The sequence below is a fragment of the Cupriavidus sp. GW823-FHT07B10 genome (genome assembly GCF_058794355.1).
Window position 1 is genome coordinate 62,887 of sequence record NZ_JBXAGS010000020.1, and the last position, 26,160, is coordinate 89,046.

18 protein-coding genes and 3 pseudogenes are annotated in these 26,160 nt (G+C 60.9%); 12 read left to right on the top strand and 9 right to left on the bottom strand.

Annotation, left to right across the window (positions count from 1 at the left end):
- Nucleotides 1–181 precede the first annotated feature (181 nt).
- Nucleotides 182–1,359: pseudogene (locus AC1Q6V_RS29080) on the bottom strand (IS5 family transposase); the annotation flags it as partial.
- Between the two features lie 105 nt (nucleotides 1,360–1,464).
- Nucleotides 1,465–1,911 (bottom strand): MarR family winged helix-turn-helix transcriptional regulator, encoded by a 447-nt coding sequence (locus tag AC1Q6V_RS29085; RefSeq protein WP_350146213.1) that lies wholly within the window; start codon nucleotides 1,909–1,911, stop codon nucleotides 1,465–1,467.
- A gap of 61 nt (nucleotides 1,912–1,972) precedes the next feature.
- Here AC1Q6V_RS29085 and AC1Q6V_RS29090 point away from each other — a divergent pair.
- Nucleotides 1,973–2,527: pseudogene (locus tag AC1Q6V_RS29090) on the top strand (transposase); the annotation flags it as partial.
- A gap of 200 nt (nucleotides 2,528–2,727) precedes the next feature.
- On the opposite strand, the gene AC1Q6V_RS29095 reads toward AC1Q6V_RS29090, so the two are convergent.
- The 5 genes from AC1Q6V_RS29095 to AC1Q6V_RS29115 all read right to left on the bottom strand — a co-directional run bounded on the left by AC1Q6V_RS29095 (nucleotide 2,728) and on the right by AC1Q6V_RS29115 (nucleotide 8,453).
- Nucleotides 2,728–3,252: a gamma carbonic anhydrase family protein gene (locus AC1Q6V_RS29095; RefSeq protein ID WP_284494933.1), complete on the bottom strand. Its 525-nt coding sequence runs from the start codon at nucleotides 3,250–3,252 to the stop codon at nucleotides 2,728–2,730.
- A gap of 132 nt (nucleotides 3,253–3,384) precedes the next feature.
- Nucleotides 3,385–4,644 (bottom strand): glycolate oxidase subunit GlcF, encoded by a 1,260-nt coding sequence (glcF, locus tag AC1Q6V_RS29100; RefSeq protein ID WP_284494934.1) that lies wholly within the window; start codon nucleotides 4,642–4,644, stop codon nucleotides 3,385–3,387.
- A gap of 10 nt (nucleotides 4,645–4,654) precedes the next feature.
- Nucleotides 4,655–5,728, bottom strand: coding sequence for a glycolate oxidase subunit GlcE (glcE, locus tag AC1Q6V_RS29105; RefSeq protein WP_284494935.1), 1,074 nt, complete (start codon nucleotides 5,726–5,728; stop codon nucleotides 4,655–4,657).
- Between the two features lies 1 nt (nucleotide 5,729).
- Nucleotides 5,730–7,241: an FAD-linked oxidase C-terminal domain-containing protein gene (locus AC1Q6V_RS29110; RefSeq protein WP_284494936.1), complete on the bottom strand. Its 1,512-nt coding sequence runs from the start codon at nucleotides 7,239–7,241 to the stop codon at nucleotides 5,730–5,732.
- Nucleotides 7,242–7,571: 330 nt separating this feature from the next.
- Nucleotides 7,572–8,453 (bottom strand): LysR substrate-binding domain-containing protein, encoded by an 882-nt coding sequence (locus AC1Q6V_RS29115; RefSeq protein WP_284494937.1) that lies wholly within the window; start codon nucleotides 8,451–8,453, stop codon nucleotides 7,572–7,574.
- A gap of 520 nt (nucleotides 8,454–8,973) precedes the next feature.
- On the opposite strand from AC1Q6V_RS29115, the gene AC1Q6V_RS29120 reads away from it, so the two are divergent.
- The 5 genes from AC1Q6V_RS29120 (at nucleotide 8,974) to AC1Q6V_RS29140 (ending at nucleotide 16,191) form a co-directional block, all read left to right on the top strand.
- Nucleotides 8,974–10,578, top strand: a complete 1,605-nt coding sequence (locus tag AC1Q6V_RS29120) for an FAD-binding oxidoreductase (protein WP_261660845.1) — start codon at nucleotides 8,974–8,976, stop codon at nucleotides 10,576–10,578.
- 36 nt (nucleotides 10,579–10,614) lie between these two features.
- Entirely contained in the window at nucleotides 10,615–11,838 is a 1,224-nt protein-coding gene (locus AC1Q6V_RS29125; RefSeq protein ID WP_284494938.1) for a CaiB/BaiF CoA transferase family protein, read from the top strand.
- A 59-nt stretch (nucleotides 11,839–11,897) separates the two neighbouring features.
- Nucleotides 11,898–12,881 carry a Bug family tripartite tricarboxylate transporter substrate binding protein gene (locus tag AC1Q6V_RS29130; RefSeq protein ID WP_284494939.1) on the top strand — a complete coding sequence of 328 codons (984 nt, stop codon included), beginning with the start codon at nucleotides 11,898–11,900 and terminating at the stop codon, nucleotides 12,879–12,881.
- Between the two features lie 128 nt (nucleotides 12,882–13,009).
- On the top strand, nucleotides 13,010–14,029 hold the full coding sequence (locus tag AC1Q6V_RS29135; RefSeq protein WP_261660842.1) for a LacI family DNA-binding transcriptional regulator: 1,020 nt from the start codon (nucleotides 13,010–13,012) through the stop codon (nucleotides 14,027–14,029).
- A gap of 1,124 nt (nucleotides 14,030–15,153) precedes the next feature.
- On the top strand, nucleotides 15,154–16,191 hold the full coding sequence (locus AC1Q6V_RS29140; protein WP_492344614.1) for an AraC family transcriptional regulator: 1,038 nt from the start codon (nucleotides 15,154–15,156) through the stop codon (nucleotides 16,189–16,191).
- Between the two features lie 59 nt (nucleotides 16,192–16,250).
- Here AC1Q6V_RS29140 and AC1Q6V_RS29145 read toward each other — a convergent pair whose 3' ends face one another.
- Together AC1Q6V_RS29145 and AC1Q6V_RS29150 are read right to left on the bottom strand one after the other, a co-directional pair.
- Nucleotides 16,251–17,396 carry an FAD-dependent oxidoreductase gene (locus AC1Q6V_RS29145; RefSeq protein WP_284494941.1) on the bottom strand — a complete coding sequence of 382 codons (1,146 nt, stop codon included), beginning with the start codon at nucleotides 17,394–17,396 and terminating at the stop codon, nucleotides 16,251–16,253.
- A gap of 34 nt (nucleotides 17,397–17,430) precedes the next feature.
- Nucleotides 17,431–18,420, bottom strand: coding sequence for a VOC family protein (locus tag AC1Q6V_RS29150; RefSeq protein WP_284494942.1), 990 nt, complete (start codon nucleotides 18,418–18,420; stop codon nucleotides 17,431–17,433).
- A gap of 323 nt (nucleotides 18,421–18,743) precedes the next feature.
- On the opposite strand from AC1Q6V_RS29150, the gene AC1Q6V_RS29155 reads away from it, so the two are divergent.
- The 6 genes and pseudogenes from AC1Q6V_RS29155 to AC1Q6V_RS29180 all read left to right on the top strand — a co-directional run bounded on the left by AC1Q6V_RS29155 (nucleotide 18,744) and on the right by AC1Q6V_RS29180 (nucleotide 26,091).
- Complete coding sequence (locus tag AC1Q6V_RS29155) at nucleotides 18,744–20,018, top strand: MFS transporter (RefSeq protein ID WP_284494943.1); 1,275 nt, start codon at nucleotides 18,744–18,746, stop codon at nucleotides 20,016–20,018.
- 27 nt (nucleotides 20,019–20,045) lie between these two features.
- Nucleotides 20,046–20,942, top strand: a complete 897-nt coding sequence (locus AC1Q6V_RS29160) for an alpha/beta hydrolase (RefSeq protein ID WP_284494944.1) — start codon at nucleotides 20,046–20,048, stop codon at nucleotides 20,940–20,942.
- Nucleotides 20,943–21,031: 89 nt separating this feature from the next.
- A pseudogene (locus AC1Q6V_RS29165) lies at nucleotides 21,032–21,142 on the top strand (cyclase family protein); the annotation flags it as partial.
- Nucleotides 21,143–21,188: 46 nt separating this feature from the next.
- A complete protein-coding gene (locus tag AC1Q6V_RS29170) occupies nucleotides 21,189–22,241 on the top strand; it encodes a porin (protein WP_284494945.1) in 1,053 nt (350 codons plus the stop codon).
- Between the two features lie 179 nt (nucleotides 22,242–22,420).
- Nucleotides 22,421–23,758: an MFS transporter gene (locus AC1Q6V_RS29175; protein ID WP_284494946.1), complete on the top strand. Its 1,338-nt coding sequence runs from the start codon at nucleotides 22,421–22,423 to the stop codon at nucleotides 23,756–23,758.
- 137 nt (nucleotides 23,759–23,895) lie between these two features.
- Nucleotides 23,896–26,091 (top strand): thiamine pyrophosphate-dependent enzyme, encoded by a 2,196-nt coding sequence (locus AC1Q6V_RS29180; protein WP_284494947.1) that lies wholly within the window; start codon nucleotides 23,896–23,898, stop codon nucleotides 26,089–26,091.
- Nucleotides 26,092–26,160: the final 69 nt, after the last annotated feature.

Sequence of the window (26,160 nt, forward strand, 5' to 3'; positions counted from 1 at the left end):
GGGCGCATAGGCCGCCGCAGTGCTGTGCAGAAGGCGACGCGATTGCTGCTGGCGACCTCAATAACGTTCAGGATGGTGACGGTCTTGCACACATACCCGGAATTCTGTTCTTGTGGCGGATCTCGGTCGAGTAACGGGTAAGTTTTCGAACCACGCCGTCCTTCTGGATGAGTCCGGGGTACTACTCGGTCAGACCTGAAAAATTCGGATTGTGGGTTCGGCCTAGCTGGAAGGTGGCGGATTCTGGTCGTATCAGTTGACCCAGGCATGCGGACAGAGTCGATTGGCCTGCGCTCCTGGCGAATCGAGCCATGACTGTGAGCATAGTCAAGACGCAAAAAAGCCCGTGGACGCCCAAGCGGGCAATGGCCCGCAGCAACCAACGGAGATTGAAGCCTGCGGCACAGAGGATTGGATGGATGGCGTCGCCGATTTCGCCTTTCAACCAGTTCCGGCGCATGCCGTGATCCGCTTTGACATGACCGATGACAGGCTCGGCCGCCTGGCGACGTTTGAGCATTCTGCGCTGACGACGATTCATGGATTCATGGTCTTGATCCTGCCGCGATGAATCATTTTCACTGGCGCCATTTCGGCATCGACCCCGCGGTAACCGAGGTCAACGATGGCAGTGCGGGGTCTGGGCGATCCGGGCAGGTCCTGTAGCAGGATGGTGGTCTGCTCCAGTTGGGCGTGCAGCGTGTGGCCGTCATAGGGATTGCCAGGGAAGCTACGTGCACCGACGATGAGTCCCTGATTAGCGGTAATCGCCAAGCTCACCTTCACGCCGAACTCGTAGGGCTGACGGGCCTTGCCCTTGGCGACACACTCCACCTCGGGAGCGTGCAGAGCGTAGAGCTTGTTCTTGTCCTTGGCACGTTGCTGCGCAATGCGTCGGGCGCGTTCGAGCCAGGGACGCAGACGCTGTTGCTGATCCTCAGCGAGCGCCGTCATCTTGCGTTCGATATCACGTAGTACGCGGCCGAGCACGGTGCGCTGGCGCTTGAGCACGGTTCTCAGCCGTTTGAACTGCTTGGCATGCGCATAACCACCCGCACAAAATCGCAACGACTTGCCTTCCCTGGCAAAGGTCTGCTTAAGCTGAATGCCGGCGCGTTTGGCCAGTTGCACCACCTTGGCCCGCGCAACCTCCAGCAGCCGGCTGTCGGTCGGATAGGAAATGGCCTTCTCTTGCACCGTGGTGTCGACGATGACGCGTTCGAACTCAGCCGGTTTGATCACCTTCATTTGCACGGCGGCAGCGATCGTGCTGCCCAGCAGTTCCTCGACGCCAGCCTCGCCCAGGGCCTGTCGGAAACGCACGAGGTTCGTCGGGTCACACGGCAGCCGCATTTGGAAGTACAGGATCTGAATCAGATTCATAATCGATCTGGGAGTTCGGCACGCAGCGCAATTCTTCCGAAGCCTTGCTGCGCCTTACTCTTCAGCATTCTGCAGGGCTGACTACTCGTGGCCCAGCCACGGTTCTCTTTCGAACATCTTATCGATAACCTGGCACATCGCGATCACCGTCTGCAGTTCCTGCTGCGTCAGTCTCTCCATGCGCTTGCCCAGCGCCGCCGTCCGCTGCGCTGCCAAATTGGCAGCTACCGACCGTCCCTCCTCAGTAATCTGAATCATGTTGTTATAAGAACCCATAGGGGCGGTGCGTGCGACTAATCTTGCGTCGACCATCCGCCCAATAATCTGCGTCATAGTAGGCAATCGGACGCCTTCATTCCTGGCCAAATCACTAACTCGCATCGGCCCTCTTATTAGCAATGCGCTGAGAACCGCGCTCTGAGCGGGGGGCACGTCTGCCGATCTCATTTCCCGTCGCAACGCTACGACGATCCGCATCAAGCGAGGTCTAAGTTCATCCGCAAGCATTTCAACCGTAGGTTCTGTCATGTGTGCCAAAAGGATCTTTATCACTCAGGCAGATGATATAACGGTTTTGCGAGGCTTGATCGCGCTAACCCTGGAGATCCGAGAGCATTGCCCGCAGGCCGAGGTGGTCTTCGACCTGTTCCACGTGGTAGCCGAGTATGGGCGCGAGGTGACCGACCGGGTCCGCGTAGACCAGGCCAACCGCCTGCGGCACGACCGACCGGCCAGGCGGGTACTGAAATCCACGCGCTGTTGCGCAGCAGGAAAAACCTGAAGGACACCCAGGCCGTGCATCCGAATGACGTGCTGCAGGCCAATCAGCCGCTGCTGACGGTCTATATCCTGAGAGACGAACTCAAGCGGCTGTGGTTCTACCGCCGCCCGGCATGCGCCCAGAAGGCTTGGGAGCATTGGTGCGTCCAGGCAAGGCCAGATTCTGGCCCTGGAGTTGTTCGCCCAGCGCTCGCAGAACTATTGGCACGGCATCGTCGCGCGATGCCGGCATCCGCTGAACACGAGCGTCGTTGAAGGCATCAACAATACCATCAAGGTCATCAAGCGCCGAGCCTACGGCTACCGTGACGAGGAGTACTTCTCCCTAAAGATCAAGGCAGCATTCCCCGGAATTCCTCGTTGATCCTAAAAAAAATTAAGCGACTATCATGCCCACACCATCGTTCGCCACCATTGGAATCGCTAGATCCAGAGACTGAAGGAAGCTGTGAATGACTTCAGCGCTGCCCGCGGACTCGACATCCCATCAGGCGTCATCCATGAACCAGTTGGGTGCAACAACGTGATCGGTGTCGGGATGTCTGCCGGAGCTTCTCGCGTTCGTTAACCTACTTTGACCAGCTCCTCCTTATACTTCTTCGCCTTGGTCATGTAGTCACTAGCATTCTTCTCAATCGCTGCCTTTACCTCATCGGTTAAGTCACGCACTAGTTTTGCCGGAACTCCCATCACTAGGCTTTCTGCCGGAAAGGTCTTTCGCTCACCAATCAAGGATCCGGCCCCCACAAGACTTTTCTGTCCAAGTTTTGAGCCATTCAGTATCACCGCCTGGATGCCCACCAGACTATGTGATCCGACCTTGCAGCCGTGGAGCATCGCTTGGTGTCCGACGGAGACCAGCTCGCCCACGTCAACGGGAAAGCCAGGATCAGTGTGCAACACGGCCCCCTCCTGGACATTCGCTCCGCGCCTGATCGTGATCTTGTCATTGTCACCGCGTATCACCGCGCCAGGCCATATAGACACGTCTTCGCCGATTTCTACGTCGCCGATGATTACCGCATGCTCGGATATATACGCGCTCGGATGAATCACCGGTGTCTTTTCTCCGATTCGATAGATCGCCACGAAATTCTCCTCTTTTCTTGATATGACTATACTTTTCGCCAGCAGCCACATTCCCTGCATTAGGCGAAACTCTACTGAACGGGCACTGCATCACGGTTGCGGAGCCCGTTTCGACGTCTGATAGACCTGACGCTAGATAAAGACTTGTTCCTCCGGTTGGATTACCGGCTCTAGTACCTCGTCCAGTACCTCAATCCAGTGCTTTACTGGCGTAGGCGTGCCACTTTGCAAATGCTGAATGCAACCAATGTTCGCGGAGACGATACAGTCGGGGCGCTTTTCGCCCAGATGCTTAAGCTTCCGGTCTCTGAGTTGAAGTGCAATCTCCGACTGCAGAATAGAGTACGTACCAGCTGAACCGCAACAAAGATGACTTTCCGTGCTGGCATGATGAACTGAGAAGCCCAGCATCGCCAGGTGCTCCTCCACCAATCCCCTCAGCTTCTGACCGTGCTGCAGCGTGCAGGGAGGGTGAAACGCTAGGACCGGCTTGTCGCAAACTTTGACTTTTCCGCACAGCCTGGGTAGAAGTTCTGGGAGTAGCTCGCTAAGGTCTCGGGTGAGCTCGCTAACTCGAGCGGCCTTCTCGGCATACTTTGAGTCATGTCTTAGCATGTCACCGTAGTCCTTCACTGTCACGCCGCATCCCGATGCATTCATGACAATTGCTTCGACTTCACCAGAGGAAACAGCCGGCCACCAGGCATCGATGTTTCTGCGCATATTGGCGAGGCCGCCCTCGTGATCGCCGGTATGCAGCCGTATTGCACCACAGCAACCGGCTAGAGGAACGCTAACAACCTGAAAGTCAGCTGCATCGAGTACCCGCGCAGTCGCAGCATTGATGTTCGGCATCATCGCCGGCTGGACACAACCCTCGAGCATGAGCACTTTCCTGGCATGGCGACGCGATGGCCGCTGACCGGCAGGTCTGCTCGGCGTAAGCTTGTTGGCTAGCTTAGAAGGAAGTAGCGGTCGAACCATTCTGCCCATCTTCATCGCCGGAGAAAGCAATGGTGAAGTTAGGCCTTCGCGCAGCAGCCAACGCGCTATGCGATCGGTAGGCGGACGAGGAATCCGCTCATCAACTAGTTTCCGGCCAATATGGACCAGCTTGCCGTACTCAACGCCGCTTGGACAGGTGCTTTCGCAGTTTCGGCACGTCAAGCAGCGGTCCAAATTCTGTTGCGTGCTCGCCGTAACCTCCTCCCCCTCAAGCAACTGCTTCATCAGGTAGATGCGACCCCGAGGCCCGTTACGCTCGTCCCCCAAAAGCAGGTAAGTCGGACATGTGGCCGTACAAAACCCGCAATGCACGCACTTTCGCAGAATAGCTTCGGCCTCCTCCCCTTCTGGAGTCTGGGCAAACTCATGACTTAGTTTTGTCTGCATATAGAACCCCTTATAGGCCGGGGTAAAGCCTACCAACATTGAAGATGCCATCCGGGTCGAATGCGTGCTTGAGATTCCGATGAACCTCGAGGAGAGCACCTCTCGGCGGAGTGAACACGCCGCTCCTACGGTGCGGATCTCTAAATAGCGTTGCATGGCCTCCGAGCGCTGATGCCGTTTCCCGAACCTCCACTATTGAATCGTCGGTGTATAGCCATCTCAATGCGCCACCCCATTCAATAAACTGATTCGCTGCCTTCATGGGTTGGGCAACCGCCGGGACCGAAATGCGCCAGAGGGGCGCATCGCTCCGTGTGAAAAAGGCATGACGGTGGTCACGTACGGCGTCCCACCACGCCAATGCTTCACCTGGTTCCAACACAGTTCCACCCAAACGTTTACGCGCTTCCTCGACAGCAGAGGGGGCACCGCTCAGTCGCACAAAGACTTTTCCGTCATGCCATGCACTCGCATTGACTGGCAACGCTTGTCGAGCCAGCCCAATTAGGAAAGACAACGCCGCTTCCTCATCACGGTCAACGACCAGGGTAATCCTCGATGAATGAATGGGCAGGACTTTCAGCGACACCTCGCAGATAACACCGAGTATGCCCATTGAACCGGCCAGCAGACGCGAGACGTCATAACCGGCGACGTTCTTCATCACTTGTCCACCGAACGTCAGAAGTTCTCCTTTGCCATTGATCATGGTCGCGCCGAGAACGAAGTCTCGAATGGAACCCCCGCCGACACGTGCGGGCCCACTAAGACCAGCCGCGACCACTCCTCCTACAGTACTTCCACTAGCAAAGCGTGGCGGCTCAAAAGCAAGGTACTGATTGTGCTTGGCCAGCACAGCCTCGATCTCTTCTACGGGCGTGCCTGCCCGGGCGGTGATAACCAACTCCGACGGTTCATAGCTGCAGATTCCGCTGAGGCGTCGGACATCACACGGTTCGCCACACTGCTCCTCACCGTAGAAGCATTTCGTACCGCCGCCGACGATGTTCAGAAACTTCCCTGCATTTCGTGCGTACATGATTGTCTCAATCAGATGAGACAGTTCCGGGGGAGTCTGAGCCATTCTAGAACCTCGGGATTTCTGGATGCGCGAGCATCCCACGCCGCACAGTCATGCGACCATACTCAGCACATCGATGAAGCGTCGGAATCACCTTTCCAGGGTTCAAGAGCGATTGGGAATCGAATGCGCGCTTTAGTGCAAACATTTGTTCTCGCTCGGCGCCTGAAAATTGGACGCACATTGAGTTTAGTTTCTCCACACCCACACCGTGCTCTCCGGTCACCGTCCCACCAAGCGTGACGCTTGTTTCCAGAATCTCTGCACCGAATTTCTCCGCCAAGTGAAGCTCTTCGGGATTGTTGGCGTCGAACAGGATCAGTGGATGTAGATTTCCGTCCCCGGCGTGGAACACATTGACGCAGCGAAGCCCATAGCGCAACTCCATCTCGCTGATTGCACGAAGAATTGCAGCAAGATTCTTGCGTGGAATCGTAGAATCCATACACAAGTAATCCGGGCTCATGCGCCCCGTAGCCGGGAACGCGTTCTTGCGCCCGCTCCAGAAACGAAGTCGTTGCGCTTCGTCCTGACTCACTTCAAGGCGAGTGGCCCCGCTGGCGGTGAGCACGGCGTTCATCCTCACAATCTCGACCTCGACCTCCAACGTCGTACCATCGCTCTCGCACAATAGTATTGCGGCCGCATCTAGGTCGTAGCCCGCATGCACGAAATCCTCTACAGCGGCTGTCATCGGCTTGTCCATAAGTTCGAGGCCGGCTGGGATGATGCCAGCTGCGATGACGTTGGCCACAGCGTTCCCTGCGGCCTCGACAGTGTCGAAACTCGCAACAATGCATCGAGCAAGTTCGGGCTTTGGAATTAGCTTGACGGTGACTTCCAATGTCACTGCTAACATCCCTTCACTGCCTACAACAATGCCGAGCAAGTCGAGTCCAGGGGCGTCCAGGGCTTCCGAGCCAAACTCTATCGCCTCGCCCTGGATGGTGTATCCACGAACCTTTAATACGTTCTGCAGTGTGAGTCCGTATTTGAGGCAATGGACGCCCCCGGAATTCTCTGCCACGTTGCCACCGATCGTGCAGGCAATCTGGCTGGAAGGGTCCGGTGCGTAGTACAGCCCATGGGTAGCCGCTGCTTCACTAATCGCAGCGTTACGTACACCACATTGGACCACTGCAGTACAACTCACAGGGTCTACACGGACGATGCGGTTAAAGCGAGCGAGCGAAAGGAGCACTCCCATCTCATGAGGGAGTGCTCCGCCTGACAATCCCGTCCCTGCTCCACGAGCGACAACAGGCGCACCGAGCTTCTTGCACGTTCGCAGAATTGAAACAACCTGCTCTTCCGTTTCGGGAAGCACTACGACCAACGGCTGCGCCCGATAGGCCGTGAGGCCATCGCATTCGAATGGCTGGGTGTCCTCGCGATGCGACAGGATCAACTCGTGGGGGAGGACGCCTTCTAACGCGGAGACAACCTCCGCGCGGCGGACTTCCCTCCGTTCAGCGTCAGCGGGATTTGCCAACCAGCCGTCACGCGTCGCGTTCATGACATTGCCCTCCTGCATCGACGAGTTTGCGTCGTGCAACACCAGCTTATAGAACAATCGTTCCGGAGCAACGACGTCGCCATAGCAAACCGGCAAGGTGCGCAGTCAGCATGGACAAACGCCGCAGTTCTGAGATGGACTTTTAGTTCCAAGCGCTGAAGCTCGAACGTTAAGCGATGACTTCGATGCATTGTGAGATAAGTTTCAAACAGACTTGTATCAAAGGCGTCGCGAAACGCCATGAGTGGACTGTAGACAAACACTCGATACAGCAGGTTGAGAGATATTTGCGGTTGAGTTGCAGAAATCTTGATTGCCCGCCCAGGGGGCTCAGCTTAGCGAGTCAGAGAGCCATTCCGTAAAGGCGGCACACTCCCATCGTTCGAGGGCCCCCGGCTGCCAGCAGAGATAGTGCGCCATCGGGGAAGGTACTGAGCGCTCCGATAAGCGGACAAGTCGCCCACCCTCCAGCCATGTTTGCGCCATACGGGTCCTTACTAGCGCCACACCGAACCCGCATGCGGCTGCGTCATAGAGAAGCCCTAGATCGTTAAATTGGGCACCCACGTTCGGCTCTGTTCTAGTCAAGCCGCATCCGGAGAACCAAGTAGTCCAAGGCTCAAGCGGGCTTCGAATTAGGCGCGCCTGGTCGATGACACCCTCAGTTTCGAAACCTTCGAAGGGGCCGAACTCGTTGAGATAGCTAGGGCTGCAGGCTGGCGTTACTTCCTCCGAAAGAATGACGCGATGATTGATGCCCGCATATCCGCCTGCTCCGTACCTGACCTCCAAATCGGATGGCTCGGCCGTGACATCAAGGAACGGAATGGAGACCTGCAGGATAAGGTCGATGTCGGGATACTTGTTCCGGAACAGTTCCAATTTGGGCATCAGGAACTGCCTGGAAAAAGTTGGGGTCACCGCTACACGCAGTCGCACAACCGAGGCTCGTCCGCTCCTGGCCGGCATCTGTTGTAGCGCAGCAAGGCCGCTTCGAACATTTGCCAGATACGCCGCACCATGTGCAGAAAGCGTGAAGTCACTTCGCCCGAAGAGTTCAACGCCGAGGTGGGATTCCAGTTGTCGGATACGGTGACTGACGGCGCTGGTCGTTACACACAACTCGTCGGCGGCACGTGTTGCGCTCCGCAGCCTTGCAACAGTCTCGAAGGTGACAAGGCATTGGATGGGGGGGATGTGTTGAATGGCCATATCTCCTACTCCATTTGGTAATGGCTACCCTGGACGGATATGCCGCATGTTATCGCTGAGGCGCGGGAACCGGCCGCGCTTATTAAGTGGCCCCTCGCTTGAGCACTGTTCCGAGGCTGCGACGAGCAACCACCCCAGACTGTTCGCACTGGATCGACCAGTCCGGCTCCCAGCTTGAGTCAAGGACGGAGGTCACGTCCTTCGCAAGGGAAAACCCCTAGGTGAGCCAGCCCCACAAAGTCAGTTCGCGATCTGCAGATGGTTTCCTGCGGTTGCTAGCGACCTCACGGCGAAGAGCGTCGTCTAAACGATCCGATCGTCTCTTCGACTCCAACCCCAACCCCATGATCGCGATCACGATAACTACTTGACATTATGCCGCATGATTCTAAACTTATGTAATCGATTGCATGCAGTGATGTTTTCTTATCTTTACTGGAATGGCTTGGGTTGTAGCCAATCCACATCACAGATGATCACAATGGATGTAATCGATTACCAACTCACACAGGAGGCAACAATGCAGGAACGTCGTCGTAAGTTTTACGGGTGGGGCTACGAGGGTGACACCGTCACGCCGGAGGAACTCCAGGAGTTCGAGGCGGCGTGGACACGCTTGCTAGGCGTTGAGCACTTCGAAGCGACACCTTTTCCGACGCCCGAAGAGATCTCGTTGCGAAAACCTCGCGTACAGCTGCCCGCTTCGCTCCGCGAAATCTGCACAAGTGATCACTACGACCGCCTGTATCACACCTACGGCGCGGGCACCATGGACGTAGCGCGCGCGATGCGCAGGGAGTTTTCGAATCCTCCGGACGTAATCGCTTACCCGCGGACTGAGCAGGACATCGTGGACCTGTTCGATTGGTGCGGGCGTCAGAACATTGCTGCGGTTCCGTACGGCGGCGGCACCAGTGTCGTGGCCGGAGTTAATCCGCCAGAGCACGATCGTTACCGCGGCGTGGTGTCCATCGACATGAAGCACTTCGACAAGGTGCTGGAAGTAGATCAGACATCGCAGGCCGCCCGCATTCAAGCGGGCGTCCTTGGCCCGGATCTGGAGCGACAACTCAAGCCCACGGGCCTAACCATGCGATTCTTCCTGCAAGCGTGGGAGTTTTCGTCGCTGGGGGGGTGGATCGCAACACGGGCAGCAGGCCACTTTGCAACGGCGTTCACTCAAATCGACGACCATATCGAGAGCATGCGGGTCGTAACACCCCAAGGCGCCATCGAATCCCGACGTTTTCCGGTGTCCGGCTCGGGGCCCAATCCGGATCGACTTTTTCTCGGCTCGGAAGGCGCGCTGGGCATCATTACCGAGGCGTGGGTCAAGCTTCACCGCCGCCCAGTCTTCCGCAAGCAAGTGACAGTACGTTTCCGTGATTATGAGAAGGCCGTCGAGGCCACACGGGTACTGTCCCAATCCGGACTGAACCCTGCAAATGCCCGCCTTGTAGAACGCGAGGAAGCCGAATACACGGGGTCCAGCGATGGCAGCTATGACATTCTCGTGCTGGGATTCGAATCCGCTGACCACCCTGTCGAGGCACGCCTGAAGCGAGCGCTGGAAATTTGTGCTGAGTCCGGTGGCGAATGGGATGATGACCCAGTAAGCGGAAACCAAGGTGGTGCGGACGCCGCGACATCAAGCTGGCGGAACAAATTCCTACGCGGCCCATACTTGCGCGAATACGCCATCGCTCGCGGGGTTATGCGTGAAACCATGGAAACGGCCATCACGTGGGACAAATTCGCCGCCCTCCACAAGCACGTCAAGGCAGAAACGCATCGGGCAATTCGCGAAGTTACCGGACGATCTGGATCGGTTACCTGCCGATTTACGCACCTCTACCCTGATGGGCCAGCGCCTTATTTTACGTGGTTTGCCTACGGTGATAAGGCGCGATTGCCCGAGCAGTTCCAAGCGATCAAACGAATTGCAGAACAAGCCATGGTAGATGCGGGAGGTACGGTCACCCATCACCATGCGCTCGGTAGGGACCACCGTCCTTGGTATGACAAAGAGCGGCCAGAGCTCTTCTGCACCGCGCTGAAAGCGGCTAAACAGGCCTTTGATCCGCACCAGGTTTTGAACCCTGGCGTACTGTTCGACCCGAGCTAATTAGTTGGAACGGTCAATTCGAAAGGAGTAGGACATATGGCAGGCCCCCTTGCAGGTATCAAGGTCCTAGACTTGAGCCGGATCCTTGCTGGACCCTGGAGCACGCAACTGTTGTCCGATTTGGGCGCTGACGTGATTAAGATTGAGCGCCCCGGCAGCGGAGATGACACGCGAGCTTGGGGCCCGCCCTTCCTTACCCGGGAGGATGGCACTACGACGGAGGAGTCAGCGTACTTCCTTTGTGCCAATCGCGGCAAACGTTCGATCACTCTAGATGTAAGTAGCAAGGCCGGTCAGGAATTGCTGCACGAGTTAGTCAAAGATAGCGACGTCTTCGTTGAAAACTACAAGTTCGGCGACATGCAACGCTATGGATTGGACTTCAAGACATTAAGTGAGATCAATCCTCGCCTCGTCTACTGCTCCATCACGGGTTTTGGCCAAACCGGCCCATACCGCAAGCGAGCGGGGTACGATTTCGTGGTGCAAGCCATGGGAGGGTTGATGAGTATCACGGGAGAGCGCGACGGTCTCCCTGGTGGCGGCCCGCAGAAATGCGGAGTACCGATATCGGACTTGATGACCGGAATGTACGCGAGCGTTGCAATTGTCAGTGCGCTATTTGAGCGAGTCGGCAGTGGCTGCGGGCAGTACATCGACATGAGCCTGTTGGATACTCAGGTGGCATGGCTGGCAAACCAGGCGTCGAACTACTTGGTGGGTGGAACCCATCCACGGCGCTGGGGCAATGCGCATCCCAATCTGGCACCCTATCAGTCATTTCCTGCAAGCGATGGCTCTCTGATCGTAGCGGTCGGTAATGACCGGCAGTTCCGAGCATTGTGTGAGGTGCTAGGGCTAGTCAAGCTCCCAGATGATGACCGATATCGAAGCAATGCGGATCGTTTAAAGCACCGTGAAAGCCTTGTGACCGTGCTCTCAGAGCGCTTTGCCGAACGAGAGAGAGACACGTGGCTCACACTGCTGGAATCGGTCGGGGTACCGTCTGGGCCTATTCAAAGCATTCCAGAAGCACTGGAGGATCCACATATCCGTGCACGTGAATTGGTTTTTTCATTGCCCCACAGCAGCGGAGCAAGCGCGCCACAAATTGCGAATCCCATCAAATTCTCCCGTAGCAGTATCGACTATCTTCGCGCTCCCCCAGCGCTGGGCGAACACACTGAAGCCATCCTCAAGGACCAGCTCGGGAAAACTCTGGAGCAAATTCACACACTGCGCCGCAATGGGACGATTTGACGTGTAGGCCGCTCGAACACAGTGATCGCCAAAAAGATCATGTTCAAATGGAGACAGATATGCACCGATTTCTGCGAATTGCGGCGGCATTAGCCGTCTGCGGAGTAACACTAACTATCGGCCAGGCGGCCCAAGCCAAGGAATGGCCAGCCCAACCGATTCGAGTCCTTCTTCCCTATCCGCCTGGCGGCGCGTCAGACGTGACCGCCAGACTCCTGAGCGCTAAACTTAGCCAAGCTTGGGGAGAATCTGTTGTTGTGGAGAACCGACCTGGTGCCAACGGCATCATCGCTAACGAAGCCGTTGCGAAGGCGCAGCCTGACGGCTACACGGTGCTGATGGCGAATCTCGGACCGAATGCCATCAACCCTGCGGTATACGGGAAACTTCCTTATGACACCCTGAAGGACTTTGCTCCAGTTGTCTTGGTGACAACGGTGCCGCTCATTATCGTCACAGCAGCAAATTCGCCAGTAAAGGACCTGCGCCAACTGGTTTCGATGGCAAAGGCTAGGCCAGGGCAGATCACCTTTGGATCCGCCGGCAATGGCTCGGGCAGCCATCTGGCCGGGGAACTCCTTAGTACCATGGCTGGCGTCAAGATGAACCACGTTCCCTATAAGGGAGACGCGCCTTCGCTCACCGACGTGCTCGGTCAGCAGATCAATGTTGCCCTTCCCACCGCGCTTGCGGGAATGCCGCACGTCAAGAGTGGAAAGCTCAGGGCGCTCGCGGTCACGAGCAAGACTCGATTACCGTCACTGCCCGATGTGCCCACGGTAGATGAAGCGCTCGGGATAAACGGCTACGAAGCCGTTTCCTGGGGCGGATTCATGGTCCCGAACGGGACATCACAGGCCATCATTGCTAAGATGAACGGCGAGTTCAACAGAGCGCTCCAGGATCCGGAGGTCCGCGACAAGCTGATGGCTCAAGGGGCGCAGATCGTAGGCGGCACGCCTGAAGCGTTCAATGCGTTTCTTCGCGCCGAAGTTTCGAAGTGGAAGCGAGTGGCAGATTTAGCAAAGGTCCGGCTCGACTAGCCTCACCAGGGATGTCGATCCGTCGTCGGGGCACCCCTCCGACGACGGAAACTGCTTTCGACTACCAACGTCGTTACAATGGATGGCAGACGGCCGACATCCCGGCTGAAGATAACATCTGACCCGATATGGTGAATGTCAAGCAAGTCGCCCTCCTCGCCGGTGTTTCCTCGGCAACAGTCTCCCGTGCACTGACATCGCCGGATCGGCTGCGACCTGACACGCTGGAGCGCGTGCAGAACGCCATTGCAAGCCTCAACTACGTTCCCTTCTCGGCGGCTCGCGAGCTACGTCAGGGGCGCACGCGATCGGTTGGCATAATTGCGCCGACACTGATGAATGAACTTTACGCAAAAGCAGTAGATACCTTGGAGGCCCAGCTCGACCGGCTTGGGTATACCGTTCTATTGACTTGCCATCGGGACGACAGTGAGACCGAATTGCGCTGCGCGCGCGCCCTATTGGAGCGTAGAGTCGACGGGATCGCAATAATTGGTTCACAACATCATCCCGAAGTCTTCTCGCTGATACACAAGCACGCTATTCCGTATGTACTAATGTGGGCCGTGGACCGCGAAGGGATGCATCCGACGGTGGGGTATGACAACCGCTTGGCCATGCGCAGGCTAACCACCTACTTGGTCAAACAAGGACACCGGCATTTTGCAGTGCTCCCAGGTCCTCTCGAAACTCAGTTTCTATCGTCTCAACGGCTTCTGGGGATCCGAGACGTCCTCAGCGAGAACGGCATTTCCTTACCCGATAACCACATTTTTCCGACCCCTTACGATGCATCTGCTGTGCGGCAAGCGGTGCGCGTCTGCCTGCAGCGCAAGGACTTGCTGTTGCATCGGGAACAGCCGACCGCCCTGATATGCATCAATGACTTCATTGCTGTGGCGGCGATCGCGGAGTGTCGCACATTGGGACTTTCGGTTCCGAGCGACATCTCTGTCACAGGCTTCGGCGACTGGCAGATGGCGGAACTGGTAACACCCGCGCTAACGACAGTGCACTCGAATCCCATTCTGATTGGCGAACTTACTTCGCGCAACTTGATTGAGCAGATCGAAGGAGGAGCCAAAAACATCCAGACCGAGTTCGAGCCTGACTTAGTAATTCGCGAAAGTACTGCGCCACCTCGATAATAAATGGCGGCCTCAAATCAAAAGTGCAATGCATTACTGTCCTGATCGTCCCAAGACTTCCCATAGCCGCATGATTTCGCGAGCCTTGGTCTGACGGTCGATGACGTCCGCTTTGAACGGTCTTCCATCGAGGCCCATCGCCTCACGAGGGAATTCCGCACATCCTGCTGGTGCATGAAGGCCCGACAGAACAAAGGCCCCTTCCTCGGCGTCCAAGTTGGACGATCGAGATACTCTTTCAAAACGGGGCATAAAGCTGTTTTGCGGCAGCGACGCGTTCCTGTGGGGTTGTTGCTTGTGACACGACCCCGTTCCCCTTTGATGCAGTGGGTAGGTTTCTACCGTGCGAGACCTATGTGCCGCACGCAACAAGAACCCAAGTACTTCAGATTCAGCAACTTACGAAGGTAGCGAAGGTGGCGCGAACCGGTGACTGTACTACCTGTGTACCGCCACTCAGTGGCGCAACCGGCGCTTGGGACGCACCGCCTATCGTTCGCGAATCAGGCGCCCCGCGAATCCCCCCCCGCTTTGGCGCGCTCTCCAGAGATCGCGACACCGCGCGCCTTCAAAACTGAGGAACGCTGAGATATCCGGTAACGTTGCTAACCACGCATCTGGGCGCATACAGCTTCGACCTACCCCATGCCGCGCACAGGATTACCTGTTTTGGCATCGCGGGCACCGACGATGCGCGGCGCTCTGTGCTCACCCAGCCTGGATGACGATCGGGGCTGGCTATTGCGGCGGCCTGAAGCCCGGCCGGAACCGGGCAGGAGACCCGCCAAGCCCGTCAGATCGATGATGGTTCGCCCGGGAATCAGGCTCGTCGGATTGATCCATATGAAGTAGTTCCAAAATCATGCATGTGACGTAGACGGCGGTTCAGGCGGCATTGCAGCGCCCTGAGAAGCGCGCCCGTGCCTAACGTGGGATTTTCCCCAATGTTCCTGCCGGCGGAACCGGGAATAATGGCGAGGCCATCTTCTTCCAGAAGCCCCCGCGCGCCGCACCGTGGTGCAAATACGGGTGGCCTGCTTCTTGCGAGAGGCTGCTGTTCCGCGCTGACAGCGCCGCACCAGACGGCGCGAGCAGGAGATTCCCATACGCCCTCGCCGTCATACATGAATGCCACCTGTATCTTTCCGCCTGTGCTTGACCCGCATCAGCCCGCCCTAGCAGGGTGGCATCGTGAGCTGGACCGGGTGCAGGATTTCGACCAGGTCACGGAGATGGTCGGCCGCGCGTTCAAGCCCCACGCGATGCAGTTGCGCGACCCGGCCCGTACCCTTTCCACGCGCTTGTTTTCGACCCGGGTCGGGCGCCTGTCGCTTTTCTTCCTGGAGTACGGCGCCGAGGTCAAGGTCGAGCCGGATTGCTTCGATGGCTTCGTGCTGGTGGAGATTCCGCTGCGCGGCGGTGGCCGCTACCGCTGCGGCCGCGAGGCGCTGGACGGCGATACCGGCCACGCCGTGGTGATGTCGCCCAACAAGCCCGTGCACCTGGAGCTGGCGCCCACGCTGTCGCAGCTGATCGTGCGGATCGACCAGGGCATGATTGACCGCGCCTGCGCCGCGCACCTGGGCTACCAGCCGAAAGAGGCAGTCAGTTTCGACCTCAGCCTGGACCTGGAGGGCCACGCCGGCCGTGCCTGGACCAGCACGCTGCGCCATGTGCTGGACGGCTGCGCCAGCTTTCCGCAATTGCTCGACAACCCGATCTATTGCGCGCACATCGAGCAGATGCTGATCGACACGCTGCTCTACGCGCACTCGCACAACCTGTCGCACCGGTTTGAGATCTCGCGCACGAAGCCTGCGGTGGCGCCGGCCTATGTGCGCCGGGCGGTGGAATACCTGGAAGCGCACGTGGCCGAGGCGGTGACGATGGATGCGCTGGCCGCCGCGGTGGGCATGAGCAGCCGGGCGCTGTTCCTGGCGTTCCGCGACACCTATGACCAGACCCCGATGGGCTATCTGCGCGAGCTGCGGTTGCAGCGCGTGCGCCAGGGGCTGTTGTCAGGGGGCTCGGCTTCGGCCAACCTGACGCACATTGCGCTGCAATGGGGCTTTTTCCACTACGGGCGGTTTGCCCAGTACTACAGCGAACGTTTCGGCGAGCGGCCGCAGGATACGCTGCTGCGCGCCCGGCAGCGGGGCTGAGCCGCCGGCACGGAATAAGGGCCGCGTCATCCCGCAGGGAGCGCGGCCTTCTTCTTTGGCTAGTTGCCGGTCGTGCCGGTCGGCGCGTGGTTGGCGGCCCGGAAGATCTGTTCCGATACCCACGGATTGCCCATGGCGCCGCGGATGGTGGCGGTGCGCACGTCGTCTGGCAGGAACGCCACCTCGCCGTAGAGCGTCGACCATTTCTGGCAGTGGTCCACCAGGGGACGCTCGCGCGCTTCCCAGGCTTCCAGCGCGGCCGGGATCTGCTCGGCGCGGCTCACGCCTTCGAGCGCGACGGCCAGCGCCAGGCCGTTCTGCATCGCCATGCCGCCGCCTTGCCCGAGGTTGGGCGGCTGCGCGTGCGCGGCGTCACCCAGGATGACGGTGCGGCCCGCCGACCACGCGCTGCACTTGATGATGCTGTACACGCCCCAGCTCACCTCGCTGCCAATGCGGTCGATCAGATGCGCCCACTGCGGGAAGGCGGCGCTCCACAGCGCCTTGTCGATGTTGGTGTCGCGCGCGGCGCGGTCGCTCTCGGTGCAGGTCAGCGCCAGGTAGATCTGCTGCGCGTTGATGGGCGTGATCAGCAAGCGCCGCATGCCGTTCCAGTTCTCGATGTACTTGCCGGCGTCTTGCGGCGGGATATCGCCCGGGCGGCTGTCAATCACCGTGCGCAGCGCGCCTTCTTCGGTCTGCTGGTGGTACATTTCCAGCCCGAGGGCCTGGCGCACGCGTGACCAGATCCCGTCCACGCCTACGGCCAGGTCGGCGCGCGCGGCGTCGCCGTTGGCGAAGCGCAGTTCGCCGCGCGGCGTGGCGCCGATGATTTCGGCCGACGTGACCACCTTGACGCCCGTGCGCAGGCAGGCGTCGCGCAGCGCATCGAGCAGTTGGCTGCGCTTGACGGTGATCAGGCGCCTTCCAGCGGCGATGGGGGCCGATTCAATGATCTCGCCGCGGTGGTCGCGCTGTTCGAAGAAGCGGCCATGAAAGGCGTCGCGCACGGCGTCGTCGCACGCGCCCAGCGCTTCCAGCACGCGCAGCCCATTTTCCCAGATATAGATGCCCGAGCCGGCAGCGCGCAGCGCCGGTTGGCGTTCGTAGACGGTAACGTCCCAGCCGCGCTGGGCGAGTGCCGCGGCAGTGGCAAGGCCACCCAGGCCGCCGCCGGCGATGATTGCCGACAAAGTCTTGTCCATGTTTTCTCCTCCAAGGGTTCCTGATCCTGCACGCTCACACGAGCCAGGCGGCGTCGGGACCGGCAGGCGCCGGCGCGGCATCGCGCCGGACATACCACTCGCTGTACTGCCCGTCGGGGTCCCGCAGGAACAGGGCACGCTTCCAGGGCACATCGACGACCCGCTCCGGCGTGATCCCGCGCGCACTTAGCGCTTGCAGCGCTGCTTCCAGGGTGGCCTCGGCTTCCAGCTCGAAGGCGGCGTGGTGGTATGCCGCGTTATCGGCGGCGACCAGGACCAGATTGTACGGATACGCAGCCAGGCTCGCGCCCAGGTAAGCGATGCCCTCTGCCTGGCGCACCACCTTTAGGCCGCCGATGCGGGTGTAGAAGTCCAGCATTGCGTCGAAGCGGGCGGTCTGGAGCACGGCGTGGGTGATGCGCCGCGGATGCAGGCAGGCGTCCGTGACGTGCCGCAACACGGGAGCGTCGTCGTAGAGGCCAACGGTGGACGGCTCGGCCGCGTCCGGGTCCCACGTGCTGGTGAGCAGTTCCATCTCGCCGGACAGTACCGAGCCCCAGTCCTTCACCGTGTCGCAGTAGAACTCATTGTAGTTGTGGTCGGGATCGAACAGGTAGACGCTGTGCGCCACCTGGTGGTCGACAGTAAGGTCCAGCGGCACGCCGGCCGCCTTCAGCCGGCGCCAAGCGTCCACCAGCGCTGCTTCGTTCTCCAGTTCCCAAGCCAGGTGGTTCAGGCCGGGCGTCAGGCCGATGGTGCCGGGCAACTGCAGCAGGCCGTCGCGGCCGTAGCGGTCCACGCCACCAGTGGTCTTCATCATGCCAAGGTCGTGCGGCGTGTGGCCCGTGCCGAGGAAAGTGGCTTGCAGGTCCGGCTCCCAGAACTCTACGTTCAGCCCACAGACCGCGCTGTAGAAGTTCTCGGAAATCTCCAGGTCGTCGACCCACAGGTTGACATGGCCAAGGCGGCGCGGGGCGAAAAAGTTGCCGGGCCGGGCCGGCGCAGGGGACGACATCGACTTCATGTCATGGGCTCCTTTGTTTCGTGTGCGTGTTTCGGGCGAGTTGAGGCGAATAGCTTGCCTGCCTGGTTCCGGGGACGGCATGGATTGCCGTGACGACGGGCCACTGGCGGCAGGTGCGAGTGCATCTTATCGACGGGCGGGGCCGCCGCGGACGCGCCACGCCAAATCGTTGCGGGATTCGGATGTCCGTTGCGGTTTCCGGACTGCGACGCCCACCGTGTTGCCCAACAATGCGTCCACCGCCATCGCCTGGCCCTGATGCCGGCCGACGCGGAACCGCCCAAGGCGGAATAACAGACAGTGAGACGACTAGGGAGCGCCCCATGCTTTGGATGCAGGCAGACCCGGCCCAGCGCCGGAAAATCCGTAACTGGCAGTACTACGCGCTGGCGATCGGCGTATTGGGCGAACTGTTCCTCGCCGGCGACTGGTACGGCTTCGCGGCCGTGATGACCTTCGTGTCGGAAGCGCTGCACCTGAGCCCGACACAGGCCGGCTTCGTGCAAGGCGCCTTCGCCATCACCTACTGCATCGGCATGCTGTTCTGGTCGCCGTTCGCAAGGCGCTGGTCGGCACGCCGGCTCTTTGCCATCGGCTTGCTGGGAACAGGCGTGTTCATGCTGGCGCAGGCCGGCGCCGACAACTTTGCCGAGCTGGTGGCGGCGCGCCTGCTGATCGGCTTCTTCGACGCGGCAGTTTGGGTCGGCACAATGAAGCTGATCGTCGGCTGGTTCCCGTCGGAACGCCACGGCGCGACCATGGGCATACTGCTGGCGGCCTTCAGCCTGGCGATCACGCTCGACTTCGCCATCGGTATCCCGGTGGCGGCCGCACTCGGCTGGCGCGTGTTCCTGATGGCGCTGGGCGGCCTGACCTTGCTCGTCGGCTTGCTCGGGATGCTGACGATCAAGGGCAGTCCGCGCGAGATCGGCTTCCCGGACTTCAGGTGGCAGGCGGGCCCGAGCGTCGATCACCACGCGACCAACGTCCCGCTGTCGCGCATCTTCCGCTCGCGCTGGATCTACGTTGGCTGGCTGGCGATCTTTGGCGACACCTTCGCGCTGGCGGCAACGGCGACCTGGGTGGTGCCGGCCTTCATCCAGCAGCAGGGCATGCCCGTTGCCAACGCTGCGCTGGTCGGTACGCTGATGGGGCTGTCGCAGGTGGCCTTCCTGCTGATCGGCGGCTGGCTGTCGGATCGCATGCCGCGCCTGGTCATGATCAAGCTGGGGGCGCTGCTGTCGGTGGTCTCTGCGCTGAGCTTCGTCGCCGCCACACACTATGCAATGCCGTGGGCGATGCTGCTGACCATCGCGGGACTGAGCGGCGTGACGGTGCTGTCCGGCGGTGCAATCTTCAGCCTGGTCAGCGAACGCTATGGCGAGGAGCTGGCCGCGACTGCCATTGGCTATGCCGAGCTTGGCGGCATCGTTTCCACCTTTATCGCGCCGACGCTGATGGGCTGGGTCATCGACCTGACGCACTCGTTCACGATGGCGTTCGTGGCTTTCTTCGGCGTCGAGGTGATAGTGCTGGCTGCCTTGCTGGTGGTGGCAGGCGACCGGCGCACCGCGGCGGCACCGGCGGTGGCGCACTGACGGCCCGGGCAACGACCAAGAGATTGCATGATGTTCGATTCTCACAAGCGACGCATCAACCCTCAGAACGAAGCCGACTTCAACCTGCGCCAGCGGCATCCCGATGCGCTCGACCAGATGGCCGGCTGGCAGCGCCACTCGGCCTTGGCCCGAGCTGCGCTGGCCCATGAGCCTGACGTGGCGTTCGGCGCGGCCCCTGATGAGCGGATGGATATCTTTTCCGCGGCCCGGTCCGGCGCGCCCGCGGTGATGTTTATCCATGGCGGCTACTGGCAGGCGGGGGACAAGCGCGATGTCTCGTTCGTTGCCTCGGCACTGGTTCGCGCGGGCATCACCGTCGTGGTCAACAACTACACGCTGGCGCCGGCTGCGACGCTGGAGCGCATGGTCGAGCAGACGGCCAGGGCCCTGCAATGGCTGCACCGCCATGCCGGGCGCTACGGCATCGACCCGGACCGCCTGCATGTGATGGGGCATTCGGCAGGTGGCCACCTGGCGGCAATGATGTTGACGGCGCATGGCAGCACGGCCGGCGCAGGAAAGGGGGGCGGCGCGCCGGTACGCAGCGCCATTGCGATCAGCGGCCTCTTCGACCTGGCGCCGCTGGTCGACACCAGCGTCAACGACGTTCTCGGTCTCGATGCGGCCAGCGCCGGCCGCCTGAGCCCGGTGCGGCTTGACCGCGACAGTGATGCGCCGCTTTACACGCTGGTCGGCGCGGACGAAACGGAAGGCTTCAAGGCACAGGCGCGCCGGATTGCTGCGTACTGGCAAGGTGTCCACGCGCTGGCGCCGGTCGCCGGCCGCCATCACTATGACGTACTGAATATTTTTCGCGATGAAGGGAATCCGTGGCTGGCGGCGGTGGCCGGGGTGATCCGGGAAGATGCGCCTCTGGAAGCTTTCGCGATGCCTGGTGGTTGAGGCGCGCCGAAACCTTTTTGTAACAACCACCTCGCATGGGTTGTACCGGCCGATCGTGCGTCCGGGGTCGATCAGCAATGCTCCGGAGCAGGAACCTAAACCAGCTACCGCCTGCCGGCGCGTTGATCGTGCCGGCACCGCTGAAGATCCAGAACGGGTCGGGCAGTCCGTTGCGGGTACTGGCGATCGCGGCCACCTGACAGGACCGCGGACGTCCACAAGAGAAGAGAGAGGAAGGGAAGACAAATGAAGCACCAACGCAGGATCCTGGCCGCCGTGGCGGTCGCCGGCAGCCTCACCTCGGGCGCCGCACAGGCCCAGAGCGCCGTGCAGCTCTACGGCGCGATCGATGCCTTTGCCGGCTCCGTGCGCGCCAGTGGCGATGCGCACAGCACCGCGGTCGTCGACAGTTCCGGCCTGACCACCTCGTACTGGGGCATTGGCGGGCAGGAAGCGCTCGGCAATGGCCTGAACGCCGAGTTCACGCTGGAGAGCTTTTTCCGTACGGACAATGGCAAGGTCGGCCGCTTCGACGGCGACGTCATGTTCGGGCGCAATGCCTATGTTGGCCTGAACGGAGGTTTCGGCGCGATCAAGCTCGGCCGCAACACCACGCCGTGGTTCGTGTCGATGTTGCTGTTCAACCCGCTGGCGGATTCGGCCGTGTTCTCGCCGATGTTCCTGCATGCCTACACCACGCCGCCTGGCGCGCCGGTCGGCAACTCGGTCGCAGGTGACACGGGCTGGGACAACTCGGTGCTGTACCAGAGCCCCGGTTTCGGCGGGCTGCGCTTCAATGCGATCTACTCGACCGGCGAGAGCGCCGGCCACCAGGGCAAGCAGAACTACGGCGGCAATGCCACCTACTTCAACGGTAACTTTGGCGCCACGCTGGCGGTGCAGCGCGTGGGGGTCAACGCGCCGGAATTCGCGGCCAGCGGCGCCAGCTACCAGATGGCCTACCTGGCCGGCCTGTCCTATGACTTCAAGGTGGTCAAGCTGTTCGGCCAGTACGCGCAGTCGGACAATAGCTTCAGCGCACTGAGCCGGCAACGCAGCCGCACCATGCAGGTGGGCGCGAGCGCGCCGCTGGGACCGGGCTCGCTGATGGCAACGTGGGTGCGTACCTGGCAGGGCAGCAACGAGACGCTGGGCTCGGCCCGCCGCGACACCACCACGCTGGCCTACGACTACCCGTTCTCCAAGCGCACCGACCTTTACGCCGCCTGGCGCTATGACAAGGTGATCGACCTGAACCCGGGCAACACCTTCGGGCTGGGCCTGCGCCACAAGTTCTAGCAGGAGCCCGGCGCCTCACTTCGAGGCGCCGATCAGATTTTCTTCGTCGCCCAAAAAAAATATTTCCACAATCATATATTTATACATAAACTATGTGGAACGAGGGGCGACGATCGCGCGAAACAGGTTCCCTGGCGGCTTCTCCGGTTCACCATCCGCCACCCATCAGGAGATAGACAATGACCCCAGCTGGCACCGCTCAGCCCTGGCGCCCCGCTTCTCGCGCGACCTATACCGTACTTTTCGTATGCTTTCTTGCGATTCTCTTTGAAGGCTATGACGTCGGCGTCATGGGAGCGGTACTGCCCGCACTCGCCGACGACCGCAACTGGAACCTGACGCCGCTGGAACTCGGTGCCCTCAGCAGCTATGCCCTGGTCGGCATGTTCTTTGGCGCCTTCCTGATCGGCACGCTGAGCGAGATGATCGGCCGTCGCCGCATGCTGCTGCTCTGCGTTTCCCTGTTCTCGCTGACCATGCTGGGAGCGTCCTATGCGCCGACGCCCGCCATCTTCGGCATCCTGCGGTTCATCGGCGGGCTCGGCCTCGGTGGCGTCATTCCCGTCGCCGCCGCCCTGACCATCGAGTACTCGCCGCCGCACCGCCGCAGCTTCAACTATGGGCTGATGTACTCGGGGTATTCCGTGGGCATCCTTTGCGCCGCGCTCATTGCGATGTGGTTGCTGCCCAGTCTTGGCTGGCGTGGCGTGATTGGCCTGGGTGCCGTGCCCATGGTGTTGATACCGCTGATGGCGTGGCTGCTGCCCGAATCGCTGGAGTACCTGGTGGGGCAAGGGCGGATCGATGAAGCGCAGGCATTGGCCGATCGCACTGGCCATGGCCGGCTGCCGTCACAAGCCGGGCCCGCCAACAGCGCCGCCCGCGCCACCTGGCGCGACGTGATGTCGAGCATGTTCGCCCGCAAGCAGCTGCGCGCGACGGCGTGCTTCTGGATCGCACTGTTCTTCGGCTTGCTGCTGGTCTACGGCCTCAATACGTGGCTGCCGACCATCATGCGCAAGAATGGCTACGACCTCGGCTCCAGCCTTTCCTTCCTAGTTATCTTCAGCCTTGCTTCCGCGGTAGGCGGCCTCTTCCTGGGCAGCGCGGCCGACAGGATAGGCGCACGTGGCACTGTCGCGGTTTTCTACCTGATCGGCGCTCTCGCCATCGGCGCGCTGATGTTCCGCAACTCCGTTGCCGTCAACTACCTGCTGGTCGCACTGGCAGGCGTAGGCAGCGTCTCGGCATCGCTGATCCTTACCGGCTATCTGGCCGGATACTACCCTGCACACGCACGGGCCGCGGCAACAGGATGGGCCCTGAGCTTCGCGCGCTTCGGCGCCATGAGCGGCCCGCTCGTCGGCGGTTACGTGGCCGGCTCAGGCCTGAGTTTCGGCTGGAACTTCATCACGTTCTCTATTGCCGGCCTTGCCGCTGCGCTGGCTGTGGCGCTGCTGCCATCGGCACAGCAACCAGTCGTCGTGGCCCGCGCCGGCCAGCAAAGCAACGCATAGATCGCCTGAGGAGGGACTTCGGCTTCCACGGAAGCCGTCCCCGTGACCTCGAGCTTCGTGCATATATATGATTATGGAACTATTTTTGCTTAAACTATATTCGTCTCACCCCAACGTGAGCGTCAGGAAGAAAAGCCATGGCTGAGCGTTCGTTTGCCGAAGAAGTCAAGAAATTGCGCCTGGGTTCCGGCGAGGTATTCAGCGGCGAGGGCATCCTCGCGGTCACCAAGGCGCTGCTGGAGTCCGGCGTCGCCTACGTCGCCGGCTACCAGGGCTCGCCGATCTCGCACCTGATGGACGTGCTGGCCGATGCGCAGGACATCCTTGCCGAGCATGGCATCCGCTTCGAGAACAGCGCGAGCGAAGCCACCGCGGCCGCGTCGCTGGCCGCCTCGGTCAACTATCCGCTGCGCGGCGCGGTAACGTTCAAGGCCACCGTGGGCACCAACGTGGCCTCCGACGCGCTGGCCAACCTGGCTTCGGGCGGCGTCACCGGCGGCGCGCTGATCATCGTCGGCGAAGACTACGGCGAAGGTTCCTCGATCATGCAGGAGCGCAGCCACGCGTTCGCGATGAAGTCGCAGATGTGGCTGCTCGATCCGCGCCCCAACCTGCCGTGCATCGTGCAGGCGGTGAAGGACGGCTTCGACTTGTCCGAAGCTTCCAATACGCCGGTGATGCTCCAGCTGCGGGTGCGCTCGTGCCACGTGCATGGCCAGTTCGTCGCCTCAGACAACCGCCGCAGCCGCTTCTCGATCCAGGACGCGCTGGACCATCCCACGCGCGACCTCAGCCGCATCGTGCTGCCCCCGGCGAGTTTCGTGCATGAGCACGAGAAGGTCAAACAGCGCTGGCCCGCTGCCGTGAAGTTCATCGAGGAGCGCCAGCTCAATGAGTTCTTCCAGGGCGAGATGGATGACATCGGCATTGCCGTGCAGGGGGGCAGCTACAACACGCTGATCCGCGCACTGGAGCAGCTCGGCCTGGCCGATGTGTTCGGCGAGTCGAAGATCCCGCTGTACGTGATGAATGTGGCCTACCCGCTGATCGATTCGGAGTGGGAACGCTTCTGCGCGGGCAAGCGTGCCGTGCTGGTGCTGGAAGAAGGCCAGCCCAACTTTATCGAGCAGAATGCCGCCAACATCCTGCGCATGGCCGGCGCCACCGCGGCGCTGCATGGCAAGGACCTGCTGCCGCTGGCCGGCGAGTACAACACCGCGATCGTGCTCAAGGGCCTGCGCGCGTTCCTCGAGCAGTACGGCAAGATCGAGCCGCTGCCGGAACCTAAGCCTGCACGCAAAGTGATCCCCCTGGTGCAGGCGCCCACCGCCACCGTCGACGCCGTGGCCGCCGAGGTGCTGGAACCGCAGAAGCTGGTCGACGAGAGCGTGCATGCACGCCCGCCCGGCTTCTGCACCGGCTGCCCGGAGCGCCCCATCTTCACCGCGATGAAGCTGGTCGAGCGCGAGATCGGCGAGCACCACGTGAGCGCCGACATCGGCTGCCACCTGTTCTCGATCCTGCCGCCGTTCAACCTGGGCAACACCACCATGGGCTATGGCCTGGGCAGCGCCAGCGCCGCGGCGCTGAACGCGCCCGGCGGCAAGCGTGCCATCTCCGTGATGGGCGATGGCGGTTTCTGGCACAACGGCCTAACCAGCGGCATCGCCAACGCAGTCTTCAACAAGAGCGACAACCTGACCATCGTGGTCGACAACAGCTACACGTCGGCCACCGGCGGGCAGGACATCCTGTCCTCGACCGCGCTGAACGACACCCGCAGCACCGGCCACGCCATCGAGGACGCGGTCAAGGGCGTGGGCGTCAAATGGGTGCGCACCATCCGCCGCACCTATGACCTGAAGGCGATGAAGGCCACCCTCAAGGAAGCGCTGACCACCGGCGCCAGGGGCCCCAAGGTGCTGATCGCGCAGAGCGAATGCATGCTGAACAAGCAGCGCCGCGAGAAGCCCAAGGTCCGCAAGGCGATCGCCGACGGCCAGCGCGTGGTGCGCGAGCGCTTTGGCGTGGATTCGGACACCTGCACCGGCGATCACTCGTGCATCCGGCTGTCCGGCTGCCCTTCGCTGACGATCAAGCCCAACCCGGACCCGCTGCGCACCGATCCGGTGGCCTCCGTGCTGGACAGCTGCGTGGGCTGCGGCCTGTGCGGCGAGGTCTCGCACGCTGCGGTGCTGTGCCCGTCCTTCTACCGCGCGCAGATCGTCACCAACCCGACCCGCATCGACAAGCTGCGCCAGCGCGTGCGCGACGGCGTGATCGGATTCCTGCAGCGCCGCGATGCCGCGCGCCGCACCCGCCTTGCATTCTGAACACCAAGTTTCGAGAGGTTCAATCGTGAACGCATCCAACAACCTCAGCGCCAAGCCGATCAAGGTCGC